This is a genomic window from Agromyces sp. NPDC056965 (genome assembly GCF_042673425.1).
Lineage (GTDB): Bacteria > Actinomycetota > Actinomycetes > Actinomycetales > Microbacteriaceae > Agromyces.
Map to the genome: position 1 here is coordinate 1 of NZ_JBHURI010000057.1, position 19,664 is coordinate 19,664.

A 19,664-nucleotide genomic window follows, 5' to 3' on the forward strand; every position below is an offset into this window, starting at 1 on the left:
GCCTCCGCCAGGCCGGCAGAGGTCGATTCGCGTCATGTCGGCGAGCAGATGTCGCCGGCCGACGGTCAGCGCCGGGCGCGCTCGCCTCGGCGGATGAGTCCGACGATCCCGAAGAGGGCGATGACGACGCCCACGACGATGACCGCCGTGAGGGTCGCGGTGAGCGGGCTCAGCGTGACCATCCAGTCGCCGACGAGATCACGGCGGGCGGGATCGACGAGGACCCAGAGGGTCGTCGCGGCCGCCGTGCCGAAGAGCAGCGCCCAGACGAGGGCGCCCCATCGAACGGTCGGGCGAGCCGTCGGGGCGGGGGCCTCGGGGGCGGTCACCGCCGCATCGTGCGGCGCCGGCGTGACCCAGTCGGGCAGGATCGCCGTGGTCGCGGCATCCGACCCGGTCGTCGGCTGGTCGGAATCGTTCGTGTTCGTGGTCATGATCAGCTTCCCTCGCGGATCTCGATGTGCACCGTGCCTGAGCCCTGCTCGAGCACGATCTTCGCGTCGACGGGGTCGTCGCCCGCCCGGTACTCGCGGACGCCGGCCTCGCCGCCGAGCAGGAGTGCGCCGCGATCGAGACCGCCGATCTGCGGTTCGGAGGTGGAGGAGAAGTCCGGCGAGTAGACGACGATCTCGAGCGGCCCCGCCTCGCTCGCGTCGAGCACGATCTCGGTGTCCGGTTCGACGGTGATCCAGGTGCTGCCGGTGCCCTGCTGCAGCTCGACGACGGGCGGCACGTCGCGCCACCACGGGGTGGCGTGGACGTATGCGTCGCCGAAGGGCTGCACGAGCCGCTGCGAGTGGTCGAGGGCGACGCTGTAGCCAGGCGGCACGAGCACGCCCTGCGGCATGATGGATGCCGCGATGGCGGCCACCGTCATCGCGATCGCGGAGAGCAGGGTCATGAAGGCGAGGCCCCCGCTGCGCCGGCGCCGGAGCGCCGCGACGACCATGCCGATCGAGAGCAGGAGCGTCGCCAGCGCGAGCGCGATCGGGATCGCGAACCCGGCGACATCCGGTGTTGCGAGCGCCCAGATCGCGGCGATCGAGCCGGCGACGAGCGCGAGGCCCAGCACGGTGAACACGAATGCGGCGCTCGCCCTGGGGCGGCTCGCCCGGCGCGCGGTGCGGGCGGCATCGGCCTGGGCGGTGAGCTCGCGGGCCTTCGCCTTGTTCTCGGCCGCGGCCTGGGCCCTGGCGGCCCGTTCGGCCTGCTCCTGACCCGACTTCCACTCGGAATGGGAGATGCGCCATGCCTCGTGCTGGGCACGCCACTCGGCGATGGCCGCGGCATCGGCACCCTCGGCGGGCACGGGCGGCTCGGTGCTCGGCGCGGTCGAGTCGGGCGCGGTCGTGGTCGTGGTCGCGGTCGAGTCGGGCGCGGTCGCGGTCGCGACCGCCGAGGCATCCGAAGCTGCGAATGCAACCGTCGAGGGATGCCCCGGAGCGGTGGCGGTCGTCGCGGAAGCCATTCGCGCGCCGACACCGCCCGGGGAGCTCTGGGAGGCCCGCTGGGCGAGCCAGACGACGAGCGCGATGACGCCGCCGACGAGGAGGAGCACCCACAGGATGCGCAGGGGCCAGCCGAGGTCGAAGCCGAAGACCGGGTCCCTGAACGTCGGCCAGTCGGGCCACCAGCGCCAGCCGAGCCAGCCGCCCTGCACGAGCGGGATGAACCCGATGACGGCCATCACGGCGATGCCGACGATCGCCGGGTCGACGATGCCGCGCACCAGCCGCTCGAAGTGGATCTCGCCGTCGGTGTCGGGTAGCAGCACCCACGCGATCGCGTAGAGCAGCACGAACGGCGCACCGAGCACCGCGACGACGACGACGATGCCGCGCACGATGATCGGGTCGATGCCGAGCCGGGCGGCGACGCCGGCGCAGACGCCGCCGAGCCAGCCGGCCCGTCGCGGCACGCCGAGCCGGCGGAGCCAGTCGTAGAAGCCGGCGCCGGTGCCGGTGCCCGGCGCGGCCGCGGCATCCGCTCGCTGGTGGGTGCCTGCCGCGCCGGGGGCACCGGAGGATGGAGGCGCTCCCGCCGCCCCGTCGGCGTTCGGGCCGGACGCCGCGGAGTCCCCCTTCACGTCGTCCTGCACTGGGTCCGCCTCGGGGGCGGTCGGGTTCGTCTCCATGCTTCGATGCTGGCAGGGGCGCCGGATGCTCCGCCATGGGGTGAATCCCTGATTCGACCCTGAGCGGGGCCGGCGGGCCGGGAGGATCGTCGCCCCGTCTGCTTGGATTGCAGGCATGGAGTCGGGCGCAGATCAGGTGACGGATGCCGCGGCATCCGCGCCCGCCGATGCCGCTGCCTCCTCCCCGCGCCTGACCCGCCCTCGCACGTGCGTGGCCACGGGCGTCTCGGCGGGGCTCGCCGACCATCTCGGCTGGCCCGTCTGGATCGTCCGCACGGCATTCGTCGTGACGAGCCTCGCGAGCGGCGCCGGGCTGCTGCTCTACCTCTGGCTCTGGGCGTTCACCCCGTGGGCGCTGGGCGATGAGCGCCCGACCCGGCGCGCCCCGGTCGCGTGGCTGCTCATGTCGGCCGCCGCCGCGTCGCTGCTCGCGGCGGCCGCAACGAGCCCGCTCGTCGCCGTCGACACGGTCGACGGCGGCCGCGACGGACTCTCGCGGTGGCTGTTCGCAGTGCTCGCCGGGGTCGGCCTCGCCGTGGCATCCGGTGCCTGGGCGAGCTTCATCGACCGACCCGAGCCCGAGCGGGGGCCGCGGCACGAGCTCACGATCCGCATCGTCGCGACCGTGCTGCTCGTGGTGACCGCGGCGGCGCTCGTGCTCGGGCCGACGGCAGCCTGGTACCCCGCGCAGACCTTCCTGGCCGCGCTCGCCGCGGCGCTCGGCATCGGGCTCGTCTATGCGCCGACGCTCGTGACCGCATGGCGCGACCTCACGGCCGAGCGCACGAAGCGCATCCGCGAGGAGCAGCGCAGCGAGATCGCCGCGCACCTGCACGACTCGGTGCTGCAGACGCTCGCCCTCATCCAGAACCGCGCGGGCGCGACCAGCGAGGTCGCCCGAATCGCCAGGGCCCAGGAGCGCGAGCTGCGCGATTGGCTCTTCGCCGGTGACACCCCGGCCGACAGCGACCTCGGCACCGACCTCCGCGACTTCGCGGCCGCACTCGAGATCGACTACGCGGTGACGGTCGACGTCGTGGTCGTGGGGGAGTCGAGGGAGCGCGCGAGCGGCGAGATGGCGGCGGCGGCTCGCGAGGCGATGCTGAACGCCGCGCGGCACGCGGGCGGCGAGGTGTCGGTGTACGTCGAGTCGACGCCCGAGACCGTCGAGGTGTTCGTGCGCGACCGCGGCCCGGGCTTCGCGCTCGCCGACGTGCCCGGCGACCGGCTCGGGGTGCGCGAGTCGATCATCGGCCGCATGCGCCGCGCGGGCGGCTCGGGCGAGGTGCGTCCCGGCGTCGGCGGGGTGGGCACCGAGGTGCGACTGCGGTTCCCGGCCGCCGAACGGATGGAGGCCGGTCGTGGCTGAGCGGGTGCGCGTCGTGATCGTCGACGACCATTCGATCTTCCGGTCGGGCCTGAAGGCCGACCTCGACGAGACGATCGAGGTCGTCGGCGAGGCGCACGACGTCGAGTCCGCGGTCGCGGTCGTCACGGATGCCGCGCCCGACGTGGTGCTCCTCGACGTGCACCTGCCCGGGGTCGCGGTGCCGGCGGGCGCGAGCGGCGGCGCCGAGGTGATCCGGCGCGCCGCGGCATCCGTGCCGGCGACCCGGTTCCTCGCGCTCTCGGTCTCGGACAAGGCCGAAGACGTCGTCGGAGTCATCAGGGCCGGAGCCCGCGGGTACATCACGAAGGGCTCCTCCGGCGCCGACGTGAGCCGGGCCGTGCACGCCGTCGCCGGCGGCGACGCCGTGTTCTCGCCGAAGCTCGCCGGGTTCGTGCTCGACGCGTTCGGTGCGCCGGTGGGGGAGACGGCGTCGGCGAGCGACGAGCTCGACCGGCTCTCGGCGCGCGAGCAGGAGGTCATGCGGCTGATCGCCCGCGGCTACGCGTACAAGGAGGTGGCGGCCGAGCTCTTCATCTCGACGAAGACGGTCGAGACGCACGTCTCGGCGGTGCTGCGCAAGCTCCAGCTCTCGAGCCGGCACGAACTCACGGCCTGGGCGAACGCGCGACGCCTGCTGTAGCCACGTCGCCGCTCGCGGGCCGGTACACGTCGAGCGCGGCGGGCACGATTCGCACGGTCGTGCGGTAGCCGGGCGATGCGGTGCGCGCGGTCGCCTCGACCGGCGCCTCGAGTGCGACCTCGCCGTCGTGCGCGAATCCGGGCGGCTGCCCGTGCCTCGGTCGTACGAGCACCTCGATCGACTCGCTCGTGAACGACTCCAGGCGCTCAGGCAGCAGGCGGATGCGTCGGAGCAACGCGCTCGTGCGACGACCGAAGGCGAGCGATCCGGCGGCGCGCACCCGCGAACCCGCGTGCAGGATCCGGACGTCGAGCACGCCGCCGTCGAGGCGCCGCCGCTGCATCGGCGCTGCGATGCCCGGGTCGTTCGGGCCGACGCCCACGTACAGGGTCCAGACCCGGGCACGCCGCCCGCCGACGACAACGGTCACGGGGGCCGAGCGGCGCAGCACCCGCGCCGCGGCGATGACGGCGGCGAGCCACTTGCCCCAGCGCTCCTCGAGCCGCTCCCGCTCGGCGACGAAGTCGGGGTAGAGGCCGACCGACGCGGTGTTCAGCACCGTGATCGGCGGGCCGTCGGCGAAGCGCAGCTCCGCGACATCCGATCGCACGCCCTCGCCGCGCTGCAGGGCGTCGATCGCGAGGTCGACGGATGTCGCGCCGACCGCGCGCGCGAAGTGGTTGAACGTGCCGCCCGGCACGACGAGGAGCGGCACGCCGGCGGTCAGCGCCTCGTGCGCTACGGCGGCGACCGAGCCGTCGCCGCCGCACACCCCCACGATGCGCGGCGGTTCGTCGCGGGCGAGTGCCGCACGCACGGCGACGGCGGGATCCTCGCCGTCGAGCTCGTGCAGCTCGGCGGACGGCAGGCGCCGCCGGAGCACGTGCTCGGGGTCGGTTCTCACCACGCTCGTGCCCGACGCCCGGTTGACCACGATGAAGACGCCCGTGCCGTCGGAGGATGCCGGCAGCCTGCGGTCGACACCGCTCGACGTCGGGGCGTCGTCTTCGCGCGGGCCCGGTCGCGCCACGATGGTGCTGAGGCCGGCGACCCCGGCGCCGAGCGCGAGCCCGCCGACGACGTCCGAGAGCCAGTGCGCACCGGTGTGCAGCCGCGAGTACGCGACGCCGAGTGCGACCGGGGCCAGTGCCGCGCCGAGGCGGGGCTGCTCGATCGCGACGCCGGTGACGAATGCCGCAGCACTCGCCGAGTGCCCCGACGGGAATGACGGAGTGATGGGCGGCTTCGGCAGGTGCCGGCCGATCGGCACATCGGCGAGCAACGGCCGGTCGCCCCCGAAGACCTGCTTCGCGATCACGTTCGTGAGCGCGCTCGCGACGAGCAGCGAGCCGAGTCCGCGCGCGGCCGTGCGTCGGCGGCCGATGACGACGAGCACGCCCGCGATGGTCCACCAGAGCACGCCGCGGTCGGCGAACCCGGAGACGCGCGACCAGAACCGGTCGGCCATCGGATGGGTGCGGCGGGCGTTCACCGCGCGGGCGGCTGCGGCATCCGCGCGCCGCACCCATGCGGGCAGGATCCTCGTCCGTTGGACGGCGACGCGCACGCTGCGGAAGGCCACGCCGCCATCGTAGGCGTGGTGCTTCGCGCCGTCGACGGGTTGCGCCGGGCCCGACGGGACCTGTCGGAAGAAACTTGCTATTCAGTGTTGCTAACTACCGGTACTTGTGCTTACTATGTACCGGTAATCAGTCACACCGAGTAGTGAGAGGAGGGGTTCCATGGGCAAGCAGACGACCGAGATGCTGAAGGGCACGCTCGAAGGCATCGTCCTCGCGATCCTCGCCGTGAGTCCGGCATACGGGTACGAGATCACGGCCCGACTTCGCGACGAGGGCTTCTCCGACATCGCCGAGGGCACCGTCTACGCCCTGCTGGTCAGGATCGAGCAGCGCGGCCTCGTCGACGTCGAGAAGGTTCCGTCGGAGAAGGGCCCGCCCCGCAAGGTCTACACGATCAACGCGCAGGGCGGCGAGTATCTCGCCGAGTTCTGGAGGACCTGGAGCTTCCTCGCCGAACGGATCGAACAGCTCCACAGCCGCATCGAACAGCGGGCGGTGCACGGCAGCGAACAGCCGACAGCACGCCGCATCGAACAGCGGGCGGTGCACGGCATCGAACAGCCGACAGCACGCCGCATCGAACAGACGAACGAAGAAGGAGTGTAGCCATGGCTGCCAAGTGGTACGAGCTGATCACCGGATCGCTCGACGACAAGAAGGCGTACCGCCAGTACAAGGCCCGCATCGCGGCCCTGCCCGAGCCCTACGGCGCCGCCGCGAAGGCCTTCGAGCGGTACTTCATGTACAACGGCGGCATCACCGACGGCGACCCCGCCGTGATGATCACGATGCTGAACGACTTCGCCGACCTGTGGGAGCGGGCCGCCGTCGACGGGACGCCGGTCGAGGACATCGTCGGCGACGACCCGGTCGAGTTCGCCGAGGCGTTCGCCGCGGCGTACGCCGGCAAGCGCTGGATCGACAAGGAGCGCAACCGCCTCACCGAAACCATCCAGAACCTCGAACGGAAGGAAGAAGAGCGATGACCACCGCAACAGCGATCCGGGTGCAGGGCATCCAGAAGTCGTTCAAAGACCTGCACGTGCTCCGAGGCGTCGACTTCGAGGTCGCGGCGGGCAGCATCTTCGCCCTGCTCGGCTCGAACGGCGCGGGCAAGACCACCCTCGTCCGCATCCTCGCGACGCTCGCGAAGGCCGACGCCGGCACCGCGACCGTCAACGGCCTCGACGTCGCCGCGAACGCCGCAGAGGTGCGGGGGGCGATCAGTCTGACCGGCCAGTTCGCCGCCGTCGACGAGGTGCTCACGGGCCGTGAGAACCTCATGCTCATCGCGAAGCTCCGGCACCTGAAGGAGCCGGGTGCGATCGCCGACGAGCTGCTCGCCCGCTTCTCGCTCACCGAGGCAGGGGGCCGCAAGGCGGCGACCTACTCGGGCGGCATGCGCCGCCGGCTCGACATCGCGATGAGCCTGATCGGCAACCCGCCGATCATCTTCCTCGACGAGCCGACCACGGGGCTCGACCCGCAGGCGCGCATCGAGGTGTGGCAGACCGTCAAGAAGCTCGCCGACGCAGGCACGACCGTGCTGCTCACGACGCAGTACCTCGACGAGGCCGAGCAGCTCGCCGACCGGATCGCGATCCTGCACAAGGGCACGATCATCCAGAACGGCACCCTCTCCGAACTCAAGCAGCTCCTCCCGGCCGCCACGGTCGAGTACGTCGAGAAGCAGCCCACGCTCGAAGAGGTCTTCCTCACCCTCGTCGGAGACACCGGCGAGACCGAATCGGACGATGCCGACCGCGCCGACAGCGCGGCCAAGGCAGGAAAGGAATCACGATGACCACCCACGTCCTCAGCGACACCCGGGTCCTCACCGGCCGATCGCTGACCCACATCCTCCGCAGCCCCGACACGATCATCACCACCGCGGTCACCCCGATCGCGCTGATGCTGCTCTTCGTCTACGTGCTCGGCGGGGCGATCAACACCGGGTCCGACGAGTCGTACATCAACTACATGCTCCCCGGAATCCTGCTCATCACGATCGCGTCGGGCATCGCGTACACCGCGTACCGGCTGTTCCTCGATCTGCAGGGCGGCATCTTCGAGCGCTTCCAGTCGATGCCGATCGCCCGGTCGAGCGTGCTGTGGGCCCATGTGCTCACCTCGGTGGTGGCGAACCTCGTGTCGGTCGCGATCGTCATCGGCGTCGCCCTGATCATGGGCTTCCGCACCGGGGCATCCGTGGGTGCCTGGCTCGCCGTCGCCGGCATCCTGGCCATGTTCACCCTCGCACTGACCTGGCTCGCCGTGGTCGCCGGGCTCTCGGCGAAGACGGTCGACGGGGCGAGCGCGTTCAGCTACCCGCTGATCTTCCTGCCGTTCATCAGCTCGGCGTTCGTGCCCACCGACTCGATGCCCGCCCCGGTCGCCTGGTTCGCCGAGAACCAGCCCGTGACCTCGATCGTGAACTCCACTCGGGCCCTGTTCGCCGGTGAGCCCGTCGGCAGCGAGATCTGGGTCGCACTCGCCTGGCTCGTCGGCATCCTCGTGGTCGCCTACGTGTGGGCGATGGCGATCTACCGCCGCAAGATCTCCTGAGCCCGGCGGCTCGACAGCAGCTCCCCTTCGCCCGTCCTCGACGCGGCGGAGGGGAGCTTCGTCGTGTCCGCCCTCCGAGCGGGCTCAGCCGCGCTCGAGCAGCTCGTCGCGCACGGCGCGTCGCAGCACCTTGCCGATGAGCGAACGCGGCAGCTCGTCGAAGAGCTCGATGCGGCGCGGCACCTTGTACGGGGTGAGGCTCGTGCGGCAGAAGTCGCGCAGGGCCGCCTCGTCGAAGACGGCGCCGTCGCGCAGCTCCACGCCCGCGGCGACCGCTTCGCCCCCCGAAGATCGCGGGAGGCCCACGACCGCGGCGCCGCGCACGTCGGGATGGGCGAGCAGCGCCGCCTCGACCTCCGACGGCGAGACGTTGAAGCCGCCCGTGATGATGAGCTCCTTCACCCGGTCGACGATCGTGACGAACCCGTCGTCGGAGACGTGCACGATGTCGCCGGTGCGGAGCCAGCCGCCGGGGAGCAGCGTCTCGGCCGTCTCGGTCGGGCGGCGCCAGTAGCCCTGGAAGACCTGCGGCCCCCGCACGAGCAGCTCGCCGGCTTCGCCCGCGGGGCGATCGACGTCGGGGTCGTCGGGATCGACGACGCGGATCTCGGTGCTCGGGAACGGCACGCCGACCGTGCCGGGACGCCGGGTCGGACCCATCGGGTTGCCGACCGAGATCGGCGAGGACTCGGTCATGCCGTACCCCTCGACGAGCAGCCCGCCGGTCGCGCTCTCCCAACGATCGACGGTCGCGATGGGCAGGCTCATCGCGCCCGAGATGGCGAAGCGGATGCGCTCGAGGGCGCGCGGGTGGCGGGCGGCGGCGCGCACGAGCTGGTCGTAGATCGGCGGCACCGCGGGCAGGAACGTCGGCGGCGAGTGACGGGCGGCGGCGAGCACGAGATCGGAGTCGAACTTGGGGAACAGCACGAGCCGCGCGCCGATCGACATCGCGAAGGTCAGGCAGAGCGTCATGCCGTAGGCGTGGAAGAGGGGCAGCACCGCGTAGAAGACCTCCTCGCCCTCGGCGAGGCCGGGCACCCAGGCGCGGCCCTGCATCGCGTTGGCGCGCAGGTTCCGGTGGCTGAGCACGGCGCCCTTCGGCGTGCCGGTGGTGCCGCTCGTGTACTGCAGCACGGCCGTGTCGTCGAGGGAGGGGCGCGGATGCCGCTGGGCGAGCGCCCGCCGCGAGATGAGCCGCTCCCACTCGACGAGTCCGCGGGCACGCGGCTTCGTCGTGAGCGCGGCGCGGGAGCGCCTGGCCTTCGGGATCGGCAGGCGCAGCGCCATCCGCTTGCCGAACGGCAGCGCGCGCGTCAGGTCGACCGAGACGATGTGGGCGGGGCGGATGTCGCTCGGGAACTCGGCGACCGTGTCGGCGACGCTGTTCCAGACGATCGCGACGCGGGCGCCGTGGTCCTCGAACTGGTGCCGCAGCTCGGGCGGCGTGTAGAGCGGGTTGTGCTCGACGACGATCGCACCGAGGCGCAGCACCGCGTAGAACGCCGCCACGTGCTGCGGGCAGTTCGGCAGCACCAGGGCGACCCGGTCGCCCGCGACGACGCCGAGCCGGCGCAGCCCCTCGGCCGCCGAGGCGATCTGCTCGCCGAGCTCCTTGTAGCTCGTCTCGGCGCCGAAGAACTCGAGCGCCGGTCGTCGCCGGAACCGGCTCACCGCGTCGTCGATCATGTCGACGAGGGTCTGGCTCGGCTCCTCGATCGTCGGCGGCACCCCGTCGGCGTAGTGGGCGAGCCACGGGCGGTGTTCGTACGGGTTCATGCGTGCCTCTCACGGCCACCCGCACGCAGGTCCACGGGTGTGCCCCGTCGATGCCGCGGCGCGCGCGGATGCCACCTCCAGCGTAGGGCGCATGCGCTGTGCCCGCCCTGAATCCCGATGCGGCCGGAACGGATCTAGATCAGCCCGAGCTCCATCGCCCGGGTGACGGCTCGCGTGCGATCGCTCACCTCGAGTTTCTCGAAGGCGTGCAGCAGGTGCGTCTTCACCGTCGCCTCGCCGATGAAGAGCGCCCGTGCGATCTCGGGGTTCGAGCTGCCGTCGGCCACGAGCCGCAGCACCTCGAGCTCGCGCGGCGAGAGCGAGGGGGCGGTGACGGAGGCCGCGTCGGCGCGTACCCTCGAGACGAGCTTCGCCGCGATCGACGGGGCGAGCACCGTCTCGCCGGCGGCGACGGCGCGGATGCCGGCGACGATCTCGGCCTGCGGGGCGGCCTTCAGCAGGTAGCCGCTCGCTCCCGCTTCGATTGCCGCGAGGATGTGGTCGTCGGTCTCGTACGTCGTGAGCACGAGCACGCGCGTGCCGGGCACCTCGGCGAGGATGCGCGCGGTCGCCGCGGCGCCGTCGAGCTGCGGCATCCGCAGGTCCATGAGCACCAGGTCGGGGCGTTCGGATGCCGCGACGGCCACCGCGTCCGCGCCGTCGGCGGCCTCGCCGACGACCTCGAGGCCGGGCTCGGCGTCGAGCAGGCCGACGATGCCGGCGCGCACGATGGGATGGTCGTCGGCCACGACGATGCGGATGCTCATTCAGTCTCCTCAGAGTCTGCGGCATCCGCTCGGGGGATGCCGACGCGCAGCACCGTGCCGCCCTCGGCCCCCGGTTCGATCGCGAACGAGCCGCCGACGAGCGCGGTGCGGTCGCGGATGCCGGTGAGCCCGAAGCCCGAGGCGCCGGGCATCGCAGCTCCCGGTCCGACGCCGTCGTCGGAGACCGTGAGCACGACCTCGCCGTCGACGGATTCCACCGTCACCGCCGCATGCCGGGCGCTCGCGTGCTTGCGCACGTTCGCGAGCCCCTCCTGCGCCGAGCGCAGCAGCACGACCTCGTGCTCGCGGCTGAGGCCGGTCGCGTTCGCCGACACCGTCACGACGACACCGGTCTCGCGCTCGAAGCTCGCACCGAGCCTCGCGAGCGCGTCGCCGAGTCCGGCACCCGGCTCGACGGACGCGAGCGAGGCGACGAGGCCGCGCGCCTCGGTGAGCGCCTCACGCGCCATCTGCTCCATGAGCTCGACGTCGGAGCGAGCGGATGCCGCGGCCGCGCCGTCGACCGCTTCGAGCCGGGTGCCGGTGCGCTGCGCGACCATGACGAGCCCGGTGAGGCTTTGCGCGATCGTGTCGTGGATCTCGCGGGCGAGGCGTGCGCGCTCCTCGACCACCCCGGCATCGCGGTGCATCGCGGCGAGCTGGCCCTGTGCGGCCTGCAGCTCCTCGAGCAGCCGGCCGCGCTCCTGCCCGTAAAGGGCGATGTTCGTGATCCAGAGTCCGAGCGCGATGCTGAAGCCGACCGAGACCACTGCGCTGATGACTCCAGCGATGATGCCGCTCGGGCCGAAGTGCACGATGTAGCCCGCTGCGAGCGCGACGCCGATGAGCACGTTCGACGCGACGGCGCTGCGGATCGAGGGCGCGGTCGTCCAGATGAACGGGTAGACGAACACCTGCACGATCGCGAACGACGGTTCGAACGAGGCGCCGACGCCGACGAGCACCGCGAACGCGATCGAGATCACGAGGTGCGGGCCGAGGCGATCGACGCCGAGGTGGGCCCTGGCGTAGGCGAAGTAGAAGACGAGGAACGCGCCCGTCGTCGCCCAGACGCCCCAGTCGTTCGGTCCATACGGCGGCGGGTCGAACAGGGTGAAGAGCACGAGGATGGATGCCACGGCGATCGCCGCGACATCCCACCATCGTCTGCTCAGCATGTTGCGAGTCTGGCACGCGCCTCAGGCGTCGCGCCGGATCCAGCGGAAGGTGAGGCGGGAGAGTACGAACCCGACGATGAGCCAGATGCCGAGCGCGATCGCGACGCCGGGGAGGTTCCACGAACCGTTCTGCTCGAGCGCCTCCCAACCCTCGGGCAGGAACACCGAGCGCATGCCCTGGGCGATCCACTTGAGGGGGAACAGGCTCGCGAAGTTCTGCAGCCACTCGGGCAGCATGTTCCACTGCAGGTAGACGCCCGAGATGAACTGGAGGATCAGCCCGATCGGGATCACGACCGCGGCGGCGCTCTTGCCCGAGCGAGGCAGCGCCGAGAGGGCGATGCCGAGCAGTGCGCAGGTCGTGAGGCCGAGCACGAACACCCAGGCGAAGGTGAACCACTTCTCGGGCTCGGTGGGCAGGTCGATGCCGAGCACGAGCCATCCGGCGAGGATCAGCAGCCCCGCCTGCAGCGTGCCGGTGACGAAGACCTGGCCGATCTTGCCGGCGAAGTAGCCGATCGGCGAGAGAGGCGTGCCGCCCAGCCGCTTCAGCGTGCCGTTCGACTTCTCCAGGGCGATGTCGACGGCGAGGTTCTGCACGCCCGACAGGAAGATCCCGGCGGAGATCATCGCCGGCAGGTAGAGGGCCGCGATCGAGATCTCGGCCCCCGGAGGGCCGACCTCGCCCGACGCGCTGAACGCGGCCGAGAAGATCGCGAGCATCACGAACGGGAAGAGGAAGGTGAAGAAGAGGGTGTCGGCGGCGCGGAAGTACATCTTCGTCTCGACGCCGACGCGCGAGGCGCCCTGGGTCATCAGGCTGGTGCTCATGCGAGGGCCTCCTCGGCGGTCGTGTCGGGCACGGCGCTCTGCACGAGCCCCAGGTAGATGTCTTCGAGGGTCGGCCGGATCACTTCGAGGCCGTCCGGTTCGCGGCCGAGTTCGGCGACGACGGATGCCACGTGCAGCCCCGGCTCGTCGGTGCGCACCTCGCGAGTGGTACCGGCCGCGTCGCGCCAGCGCACGATGGGCCGGCGGGCGTCGGCGCCGCCGATCTCGTCGATGGCGCCGACGTCGAGGAGCCGGCCGCCGGCGATGACGCCGGCGCGATCGGCGAGCTGGGCGGCCTCGTCGAGGTAGTGGGTGGTGAGCAGGATCGTCGTGCCCTCCGCCTTCAGCGAGCGGATGAGCCCCCAGAACTGCCGCCGCGCCTCGGGGTCGAAGCCCGTGGTCGGCTCGTCGAGGAACAGCAGCTCGGGCCGGCCCACGATGCCGAGCGCGACGTCGACGCGGCGCTGCTGGCCGCCGGAGAGCTTCGCGATGCGCGTCTTCGCCTTCGCCTCGAGCCCGGCGGCGGCGATGACCTCATCGACGTCGCGCGGGTTCGGGTAGAGCGAGGCGAAGTGCCGCAGCACCTCGGTGACGGTCAGCAGCCCGGTCTCGCCGCTCGACTGCAGCACGATGCCGATGCGCGACTTCCAGTCGAGGCCGCCGCGTGCCGGATCGACGCCGAGCACGCTCACCTCGCCCGAGGTGCGGAGCCGGTAGCCCTCGAGGATCTCGACCGTGGTCGACTTGCCTGCGCCGTTCGGCCCGAGCAGGGCGAACGTCTCGCCGTGGGCGATGTCGAGGTCGAGACCGTCGACCGCGGTCACCCCGCCGTAGACCTTGCGGAGCCCGCGGATCTGCACCGCGGCATCCGTGCGTGTGGTGTTCATACCCCGTAGCCTCTCGCGGCCGCGCGCGGACCGACAGCCCCCGACGGTTCGATTCCGGCATCCACCGGTCGGTGGATGGCGCCGCGATCAGCGAGGTGTCTCGGAGCCGACCGACTCGGCGAGGCGGCGTTCGAGGTAGCGACGCTCGGGCGCCGTCGGCGCGAGGGGGATCGCCTCGCGGTAGCGAGCGGCTGCAGCCTCCACCCGCCCCGAGCGGCGCAGGAAGTCCGCCTGCGCCGCCGGCAGCAGGTGGTACCCGGCGAGGCGCCCTGACGACTCGAGCCCCGAGAGCGCGGCGAGACCGGCGTCGGAGCCGTCGGCCATGCCGATCGCGATCGCGCGGGCGAGTTCGACGAACGGCGATGCGCCCTTCGTGAGCAGCGCGAGCTCGTCGTAGCGCCGCACGATCGCCGCCCAGTCGGTCTCCTCGGGCGTGCGCGCGCGAACGTGCACGGCCTGGATCTCCGCCTGGAGCCGGTACGGGCCCCGCGGGGCCCGTTCGCCCCTCGGGGTCGAGTCGAGCAGCGCGAGTCCTTCGGCGATGAGCGCGCGGTCCCACAGCTCGCGGCGCTGCTCATCGAGGGGCACGAGCTCGCCGTCGCCATCGACCCGGGTCGTCGCCCGTGCGTGCTGCATCACCATGAGTGCGAGCAGTGCGCGCGGCTCCGCGGCATCGGGCAGCAGCTCGACGACGAGCCGCATGAGCCGGATCGCCTCGTCAGACAGGTCGACGCGCTGCAGGCGGTCGCCCGATGAGGCGACGTAGCCCTCGTTGGCGACGAGGTAGAGCACCGCGAGCACCCCGTCGAGTCGGGCGGGCAGCGCCTCGGGCTGCGGCACGCGGTACGGGATGCCCGCGTGCCGGATCTTCCGCTTCGCGCGCACGATGCGCTGCGCCATCGTCGACTCGGGCACGAAGAACGCACGTGCGATCTCGTTCGTCTCGAGACCGCCCACCGTGCGGAGGGTGAGCGCGACCCGCGCCTCGATCGGCAGCGCCGGGTGGGCGCACGTGAAGATGAGGCGCAGGCGATCGTCCCACTCGGGCTCGTCGCGGGCGACCGCGACGTCGGCCGGGTCCGGCGGCCCGCCGGAGCGCCCATCGAATGCCTCCATCGACATCCACTCCTTCACCTTCCCGGACTCGACGGCTCGTCGCCGGAGCCGGTCGAGTGCGAGGTTGCGGGCGGCGGTGGTGAGCCACGCGCCCGGGTTCGACGGCACGCCGTCGCGCGGCCAGGTGTTCGCCGCGCGCTCGAACGCCCCCGATGCCGCCTCCTCCGCGACATCCCAGTCGCCGGTCGTGCGGATGAGCGTCGCGACGACCCTCGCCCAGTCCGACTCGAACGCGGATCGGAGGGCCGACGCGACCTCGGGGACGAGCCCGTCGGTTCCGTCCGCCGGCACCGGCCCTCCGGCCGTCGTCCGTTCGCGATTCAGCGGCCCGCCCCCACGACCGTGTCGAGCGCTTCGGCGGCCGACGGCTCGACGCGGATGCCGCGCTCCGCAGCTTCCCGCTCGTCGCGCGCGACGTGGTCGTCGTGCACGTCGAACGGCCAGAGCGGGCGCAGTTCGAGCGTGCCGCCCCTGGCCATCGGGTGCTTCGACGCCACCTCGACCGCTTCGGCGAGGTCGCGCACCTCGAGCAGGTCGAAGCCCGCGATCCATTCCTTCGCCTCGGCGAACGGGCCGTCGCTGACGAGCACCTCGCCCTCGCGCCGCCGCACGAAGGTCGCATCCGCGGGGCCGTGCAGCACTTCGCCGAAGAGCCGTGCGCCGCGCGCGTCCATCTCGTCGACCCACGCATCGGGATCGTCGCTCACTCCGTCGTCGGTCGGAGCCGCTTCGCCGTCTCCGATGTCTCCGATGACCGCTCGTTCGGCCCGCTGCTCGGCGATCACGAGCATCAGGTATCGCCGCCCGCTCGAGCCGAGCTCGGCGAAGCCCGCGGGAACGACGCGCTCCGCGGGGTCGGCGCCCGGCCACTGCACGAACGGGCGCACCTCCACCCTGCCGAAGGCGGCGGCGGGATGCCTCGACGCGATCTCGATCGCCTCGTCGAGGTCGGCGACGTCGATGATGTCGAAGCCGCCGATCGACTCCTTCGATTCGGTGAACGGCCCGTCGGTGACGAGCAACTGCCCGCCGCGCATCCGCACGGTCGTGGCGTCCTGCTCGGGTCGCAGCCGTTCGCCGTACTCCGATGCGCCTCGGGCCTGGAGGTCGTCGACCCAATCGCCGATGTCGTCGGCGGCCGGAACGTAGGCGACGGGATCGTCGCCCTCGGCGTAGAACAGTGCGTATTCCATGGTGGAATCCTCTCTCTCGGTCACGCTACGCAAGTACGACGAACGGCGATAGCCGTTCTCGACACCGGTGCGGTGATCCGTGGGATCGGTTGCCCGGCGCGCTCAGTGCGGCAGCACGAGCATGACGCCGAGCCCGACCATGACGACGGCGATGATCGCATCGAGCACGCGCCACGCTCGGGGGCTCGAGAGCACGCCGCCCAGGAGGCGTGCGCCGTAGGCGAGGCCGAAGAACCAGACGATGCTCGCGACGCCGGCTCCGACGGCGAAGGCCCAGCGGCCGTCGCCGTGGGTGTTCGCGACCGAGCCGAGCAGGAACACCGTGTCGAGGTAGACGTGCGGGTTCAGCCAGGTGAGCGCGAGGCACGTCAGCACGGCCGCGGCGAGGCCGGTGCTCCGCCGGGTCAGCGTCGTCGTCGAGACGGATGCCGCGGGGTTCGCGGGCGCAGCGGGTGTCCCGGCCCGACCGTCCACGAGCCCCGCGGCATCCGCCTCGGCCGTCTCGACCTCGCGCTCGGCCGACGCGGCCTCGAGCGTCTCGCCGCTCGGCCGGATCGCGCGGCGCGCGGCGAGCAGCCCGTATGCGACGAGGAACGCCGCACCCGCCCAGCGGATGACGTCGACGAGCCACGGCACGGCCGTAAGCACGGCCCCGATGCCCGAGACGCCCACGACGATGAGCGCGAGGTCGCTCAGCGCGCAGATCGCGGCCACCGCGAAGACGTGCTCGCGCCGGATGCCCTGTCGCAGCACGAACACGTTCTGCGCGCCGATCGCGACGATGAGCGAGAGGCCGAGGCCGAAGCCGGCGAGCACTGATGAGAGGGGCACGAGTCGACCGTAGGCGTCGCGGGAGCCTTACTCCAGCTCAAGATTCTTCATCGGCATTAGCATGGCTTCAGATGGAAATCCCGCTCGACCTCGCGCGCACGCTCGCCGTCGTCATCGACGAGGGCACGTTCGACGCGGCGGCGCGGCGGTTGCGCATCACGCCGTCGGCGGTCTCCCAGCGCGTCAAGGCGCTCGAACAGCAGCTCGGGCGGGTGCTGGTCGTGCGTTCGAAGCCGGTGCGGGCCACCGATGCCGGTGCGCCGATCGTGCGACTCGCGCGCCAGGTCGCCCTGCTCGAGCACGACGCGCTCGCGGAGTTCGGGCTCGACGAGGCATCCGCTCGGCCGATCTCGCTCGCCCTCGCGGTCAATGCCGACTCGCTCGCGACCTGGTTCCTGCCGGCGCTCGCCCGCGTGGGGGAGCGGCACCCGGTCGTCTTCGACCTGCACCGCGACGACCAGGACTTCACGGCGGGGCTGCTCGAGTCGGGCACGGTGCTGGGTGCGGTGACCTCGCAGTCCGCGCCGGTGGCCGGATGCCTCGTGCGCCCGCTCGGCGTCATGCGTTACGAGGCCGTGGCGACGCCCGTCTTCGCGGAGCGCTGGGGGCTCGCGCCGGGGGTCGGGCGGGTGGCTTCGCTCGCGGCGGCGCCGCTCGTCGACTTCGACCGGCGCGACGACCTGCAGCGCGAGCACCTGTCGGCGCAGGGCATCGACCCCGACGGTCCGCCCCGACATTTCGTGCCGGCGTCGAGCGACTTCGCGACGGCCGTCAAGCTCGGGCTCGGCTGGGGCATGCTGCCGGCGTTCCAGTCGGCCGACGAACTCGAGCGCGGCGCGCTCGTGCGGCTCGACGGGGATCCGATCGACGTGCCGCTCTTCTGGCAGCAGTGGAACCTGCGCTCGAACCTGCTCACCGCGGTCGCCGACGAGCTCGCCGTCGAGGCGCGCACCGCGCTCGCGCGGCCCTGACCCAGTGACCGCGAGTCAGGAGAAGAGGCGCTGCAGGCGCTGCACGCCCTCGAGGAGCGGTGCGTCGCCGAGCGCGTAGCTGAGGCGCAGGTAGCCCGACGGACCGAAGGCCTCACCGGGCACCGCGGCGACCTCGGCCTGGTCGAGGATCAGGTCGGCGAGCTCGAGCGAGGTCGTCGGCGTGACGCCGCCCCATTCGCGGCCGAGCAGGCCGGTGACATCGGGGTAGACGTAGAAGGCGCCCTGCGGCACCGGCACCGTCATGCCGTCGATCTTGGAGAGCTCGGCGACGATCGTGCGGCGGCGACGGTCGAACGCGCGGCGCATCTCCTCGACCGCGTCCTGCGGGCCGTTGAGCGCGGCGATCGCGGCGCGCTGCGAGATGTTCGACACGTTCGACGAGAGGTGCGACTGCAGGTTCGCCGCGCCCTTGATGACATCGGCGGGCCCGACCATCCAGCCGAGGCGCCAGCCCGTCATGGCGTACGTCTTCGCGACGCCGTTGACGAGGATCGTCTGGTTCGCGAGCTCGGGAACGGCCTCGACGATCGAGACGGCACGCGGCGGCACGCCGTCGGGCTCCTCGGCGTAGGTGAGGTTCTGGTAGATCTCGTCGGCGACGACCCAGATGCCGTGCTCGAGCGCCCATTCGCCGATCTCGCGGGTCTGCTCGGGGGAGTAGACGGCGCCGGTCGGGTTCGACGGCGAGACGAAGAGCAGCACCTTCGTGCGGTCGGTGCGCGCGGCCTCGAGCTGGGCGACCGTCACCAGGTAGCCCTGGTCGGAGCCCGCGAAGACGTCGACCTGCACGCCGCCGGCGAGCTTGATCGCCTCGGGGTACGTGGTCCAGTAGGGCGTCGGCACGAGCACCTCGTCGCCCGGGTCGAGCAGTGTCTGGAACGCCTGGTAGACCGCCTGCTTGCCGCCGTTCGTGACGACGACCTGGCCGGGGGAGACCTCGAGGCCCGAGTCGCGGAGGGTCTTCGCCGCGACCGCCTCGCGCAGTTCGGGCAGGCCGGCCGCCGGCGTGTACCGGTAGTTCTTCGGGTCGTGCGTCGCCGCGAGCGCCGCCTCGACGATGTACTCGGGCGTCGCGAAGTCGGGCTCGCCCGCCGCGTACGAGATGACCGGGCGCCCCTCGGCCTGGAGGGCCTTCGCCTTCGCGTCGACCTTGAGGGTCGCGGACTCGGCGATGGCGGCGATGCGGGCGGAGAGGCGAGGGTGTTCGGTCACGAGCACCAGCCTACGGCGCGCGGGCCGCGCATGACAGGGCTCGGATGCCGCGACCGGAAGCCGCAGCATCCGAGCCGGTGTTCGCCTCAGCTCCGGGTCTTGAGCTCGCGGCCGTGCACCGTGAGCGCATAGATCACGAGGAAGTCGAGTGCGAGCACGATGAGCGACCACCAGGGCTGCACGGGCAGCAGGAAGAGCTGCCCGATGGCGTTGACGATCACGAGGATGATGGCCACGACCCGAGCCCACGTCGCGCCCGAGAACAGGGCGGCGCCGATCAGCACGAGCAGGGCGCCGCTGATCACGTGCCACCAGCCCCAGCCCTGCACGTCGAACAGGAACAGCGCTCCGCCGCCGGTCGTGAGGTACGCGCTGTCGGGCATGGCGAGCGCGATGAAGCCGTACAGCACGTCGAAACCGCCGGCGATGATGAGCATGATCGCCGCGAAGACTCCCCAACCGACCCAGCCGGTGACTTGCGTCTCGCTCATGGTGACACTCCCTTTCGCATCGATGCAGCGTCGACGCGATCTGCGTCGACGCAGATGGTGCTGGCGTCACGTTAG

General features: G+C 72.0%; 19 protein-coding genes and 1 pseudogene. 7 read left to right on the plus strand and 13 right to left on the minus strand.

The window, feature by feature from the left end:
* Positions 1-65 precede the first annotated feature (65 nt).
* Together ACFTQE_RS14330 and ACFTQE_RS14335 are read right to left on the minus strand one after the other, a co-directional pair.
* On the minus strand, positions 66-434 hold the full coding sequence (locus tag ACFTQE_RS14330) for a hypothetical protein (protein WP_376925711.1): 369 nt from the start codon (positions 432-434) through the stop codon (positions 66-68).
* A 2-nt stretch (positions 435-436) separates the two neighbouring features.
* A complete protein-coding gene (locus tag ACFTQE_RS14335; protein ID WP_376925712.1) occupies positions 437-2,134 on the minus strand; it encodes a PspC domain-containing protein in 1,698 nt (565 codons plus the stop codon).
* 115 nt (positions 2,135-2,249) lie between these two features.
* Between ACFTQE_RS14335 and ACFTQE_RS14340 the strand changes: the two genes are divergently transcribed.
* Positions 2,250-3,503 (plus strand): PspC domain-containing protein, encoded by a 1,254-nt coding sequence (locus ACFTQE_RS14340; protein WP_376925713.1) that lies wholly within the window; start codon positions 2,250-2,252, stop codon positions 3,501-3,503.
* Positions 3,496-4,164: a LuxR C-terminal-related transcriptional regulator gene (locus ACFTQE_RS14345; RefSeq protein ID WP_376925714.1), complete on the plus strand. Its 669-nt coding sequence runs from the start codon at positions 3,496-3,498 to the stop codon at positions 4,162-4,164. The genes ACFTQE_RS14340 and ACFTQE_RS14345 overlap by 8 nt, the downstream gene beginning before the upstream one ends.
* Here the strand turns inward: ACFTQE_RS14345 and ACFTQE_RS14350 are convergent.
* Complete coding sequence (locus ACFTQE_RS14350) at positions 4,130-5,746, minus strand: bifunctional phosphatase PAP2/diacylglycerol kinase family protein (RefSeq protein ID WP_376925715.1); 1,617 nt, start codon at positions 5,744-5,746, stop codon at positions 4,130-4,132. The genes ACFTQE_RS14345 and ACFTQE_RS14350 overlap by 35 nt on opposite strands.
* Before the next feature lie 160 nt (positions 5,747-5,906).
* On the opposite strand from ACFTQE_RS14350, the pseudogene ACFTQE_RS14355 reads away from it, so the two are divergent.
* The 4 genes and pseudogenes from ACFTQE_RS14355 to ACFTQE_RS14370 form a co-directional block, all read left to right on the plus strand.
* A pseudogene (locus ACFTQE_RS14355) lies at positions 5,907-6,221 on the plus strand (PadR family transcriptional regulator); the annotation flags it as partial.
* Positions 6,222-6,355: 134 nt separating this feature from the next.
* Positions 6,356-6,733 (plus strand): DUF1048 domain-containing protein, encoded by a 378-nt coding sequence (locus tag ACFTQE_RS14360; protein ID WP_376925716.1) that lies wholly within the window; start codon positions 6,356-6,358, stop codon positions 6,731-6,733.
* Positions 6,730-7,551: an ABC transporter ATP-binding protein gene (locus ACFTQE_RS14365; RefSeq protein ID WP_376925717.1), complete on the plus strand. Its 822-nt coding sequence runs from the start codon at positions 6,730-6,732 to the stop codon at positions 7,549-7,551. The genes ACFTQE_RS14360 and ACFTQE_RS14365 overlap by 4 nt, the downstream gene beginning before the upstream one ends.
* A complete protein-coding gene (locus ACFTQE_RS14370) occupies positions 7,548-8,312 on the plus strand; it encodes an ABC transporter permease (protein ID WP_375837812.1) in 765 nt (254 codons plus the stop codon). Before ACFTQE_RS14365 ends, ACFTQE_RS14370 begins: the two co-directional genes overlap by 4 nt.
* An 84-nt stretch (positions 8,313-8,396) precedes the next feature.
* Here ACFTQE_RS14370 and ACFTQE_RS14375 read toward each other — a convergent pair whose 3' ends face one another.
* From ACFTQE_RS14375 to ACFTQE_RS14410, 8 genes are all read right to left on the minus strand, one after another.
* Positions 8,397-10,091, minus strand: coding sequence for a long-chain-fatty-acid--CoA ligase (locus ACFTQE_RS14375; protein ID WP_376925718.1), 1,695 nt, complete (start codon positions 10,089-10,091; stop codon positions 8,397-8,399).
* Positions 10,092-10,225: 134 nt separating this feature from the next.
* Positions 10,226-10,858, minus strand: a complete 633-nt coding sequence (locus ACFTQE_RS14380; RefSeq protein ID WP_375837815.1) for a response regulator — start codon at positions 10,856-10,858, stop codon at positions 10,226-10,228.
* Positions 10,855-12,036 (minus strand): sensor histidine kinase, encoded by a 1,182-nt coding sequence (locus tag ACFTQE_RS14385; RefSeq protein WP_376925719.1) that lies wholly within the window; start codon positions 12,034-12,036, stop codon positions 10,855-10,857. Before ACFTQE_RS14385 ends, ACFTQE_RS14380 begins: the two co-directional genes overlap by 4 nt.
* A 21-nt stretch (positions 12,037-12,057) precedes the next feature.
* Positions 12,058-12,867, minus strand: a complete 810-nt coding sequence (locus ACFTQE_RS14390; RefSeq protein WP_376925720.1) for an ABC transporter permease — start codon at positions 12,865-12,867, stop codon at positions 12,058-12,060.
* Positions 12,864-13,754, minus strand: coding sequence for an ABC transporter ATP-binding protein (locus tag ACFTQE_RS14395; RefSeq protein WP_376925721.1), 891 nt, complete (start codon positions 13,752-13,754; stop codon positions 12,864-12,866). Before ACFTQE_RS14395 ends, ACFTQE_RS14390 begins: the two co-directional genes overlap by 4 nt.
* Before the next feature lie 87 nt (positions 13,755-13,841).
* A complete protein-coding gene (locus ACFTQE_RS14400) occupies positions 13,842-15,161 on the minus strand; it encodes an RNA polymerase sigma factor (RefSeq protein WP_376925722.1) in 1,320 nt (439 codons plus the stop codon).
* 29 nt (positions 15,162-15,190) lie between these two features.
* Complete coding sequence (locus ACFTQE_RS14405) at positions 15,191-16,063, minus strand: YciI family protein (protein ID WP_376925723.1); 873 nt, start codon at positions 16,061-16,063, stop codon at positions 15,191-15,193.
* Positions 16,064-16,165: 102 nt separating this feature from the next.
* Positions 16,166-16,894 (minus strand): LysE/ArgO family amino acid transporter, encoded by a 729-nt coding sequence (locus tag ACFTQE_RS14410; protein ID WP_376925724.1) that lies wholly within the window; start codon positions 16,892-16,894, stop codon positions 16,166-16,168.
* A gap of 71 nt (positions 16,895-16,965) precedes the next feature.
* Here ACFTQE_RS14410 and ACFTQE_RS14415 point away from each other — a divergent pair, with 71 nt between their 5' ends.
* Positions 16,966-17,865: a LysR family transcriptional regulator ArgP gene (locus tag ACFTQE_RS14415; RefSeq protein WP_376925725.1), complete on the plus strand. Its 900-nt coding sequence runs from the start codon at positions 16,966-16,968 to the stop codon at positions 17,863-17,865.
* A 15-nt stretch (positions 17,866-17,880) separates the two neighbouring features.
* Here the strand turns inward: ACFTQE_RS14415 and ACFTQE_RS14420 are convergent, their stop codons facing one another.
* On the minus strand, positions 17,881-19,098 hold the full coding sequence (locus tag ACFTQE_RS14420; RefSeq protein ID WP_376925726.1) for a pyridoxal phosphate-dependent aminotransferase: 1,218 nt from the start codon (positions 19,096-19,098) through the stop codon (positions 17,881-17,883).
* Positions 19,099-19,184: 86 nt separating this feature from the next.
* Positions 19,185-19,589: a hypothetical protein gene (locus tag ACFTQE_RS14425; RefSeq protein WP_376925727.1), complete on the minus strand. Its 405-nt coding sequence runs from the start codon at positions 19,587-19,589 to the stop codon at positions 19,185-19,187.
* Between the last annotated feature and the right edge of the window lie 75 nt (positions 19,590-19,664).

Excerpts from the sequence above, each read along its gene's own strand:
- ACFTQE_RS14330 (WP_376925711.1), bottom strand. The coding sequence starts at position 434 with ATGACCACGAACACGAACGATTCCGACCAGCCGACGACCGGGTCGGAT.
- ACFTQE_RS14335 (WP_376925712.1), bottom strand. The coding sequence starts at position 2,134 with ATGGAGACGAACCCGACCGCCCCCGAGGCGGACCCAGTGCAGGACGAC.
- ACFTQE_RS14340 (WP_376925713.1), top strand. The coding sequence starts at position 2,250 with ATGGAGTCGGGCGCAGATCAGGTGACGGATGCCGCGGCATCCGCGCCC.
- ACFTQE_RS14360 (WP_376925716.1), top strand. The coding sequence starts at position 6,356 with ATGGCTGCCAAGTGGTACGAGCTGATCACCGGATCGCTCGACGACAAG.
- ACFTQE_RS14365 (WP_376925717.1), top strand. The coding sequence starts at position 6,730 with ATGACCACCGCAACAGCGATCCGGGTGCAGGGCATCCAGAAGTCGTTC.
- ACFTQE_RS14370 (WP_375837812.1), top strand. The coding sequence starts at position 7,548 with ATGACCACCCACGTCCTCAGCGACACCCGGGTCCTCACCGGCCGATCG.
- ACFTQE_RS14375 (WP_376925718.1), bottom strand. The coding sequence starts at position 10,091 with ATGAACCCGTACGAACACCGCCCGTGGCTCGCCCACTACGCCGACGGG.
- ACFTQE_RS14380 (WP_375837815.1), bottom strand. The coding sequence starts at position 10,858 with ATGAGCATCCGCATCGTCGTGGCCGACGACCATCCCATCGTGCGCGCC.
- ACFTQE_RS14385 (WP_376925719.1), bottom strand. The coding sequence starts at position 12,036 with ATGCTGAGCAGACGATGGTGGGATGTCGCGGCGATCGCCGTGGCATCC.
- ACFTQE_RS14390 (WP_376925720.1), bottom strand. The coding sequence starts at position 12,867 with ATGAGCACCAGCCTGATGACCCAGGGCGCCTCGCGCGTCGGCGTCGAG.
- ACFTQE_RS14395 (WP_376925721.1), bottom strand. The coding sequence starts at position 13,754 with ATGAACACCACACGCACGGATGCCGCGGTGCAGATCCGCGGGCTCCGC.
- ACFTQE_RS14405 (WP_376925723.1), bottom strand. The coding sequence starts at position 16,063 with ATGGAATACGCACTGTTCTACGCCGAGGGCGACGATCCCGTCGCCTAC.
- ACFTQE_RS14415 (WP_376925725.1), top strand. The coding sequence starts at position 16,966 with ATGGAAATCCCGCTCGACCTCGCGCGCACGCTCGCCGTCGTCATCGAC.
- ACFTQE_RS14425 (WP_376925727.1), bottom strand. The coding sequence starts at position 19,589 with ATGAGCGAGACGCAAGTCACCGGCTGGGTCGGTTGGGGAGTCTTCGCG.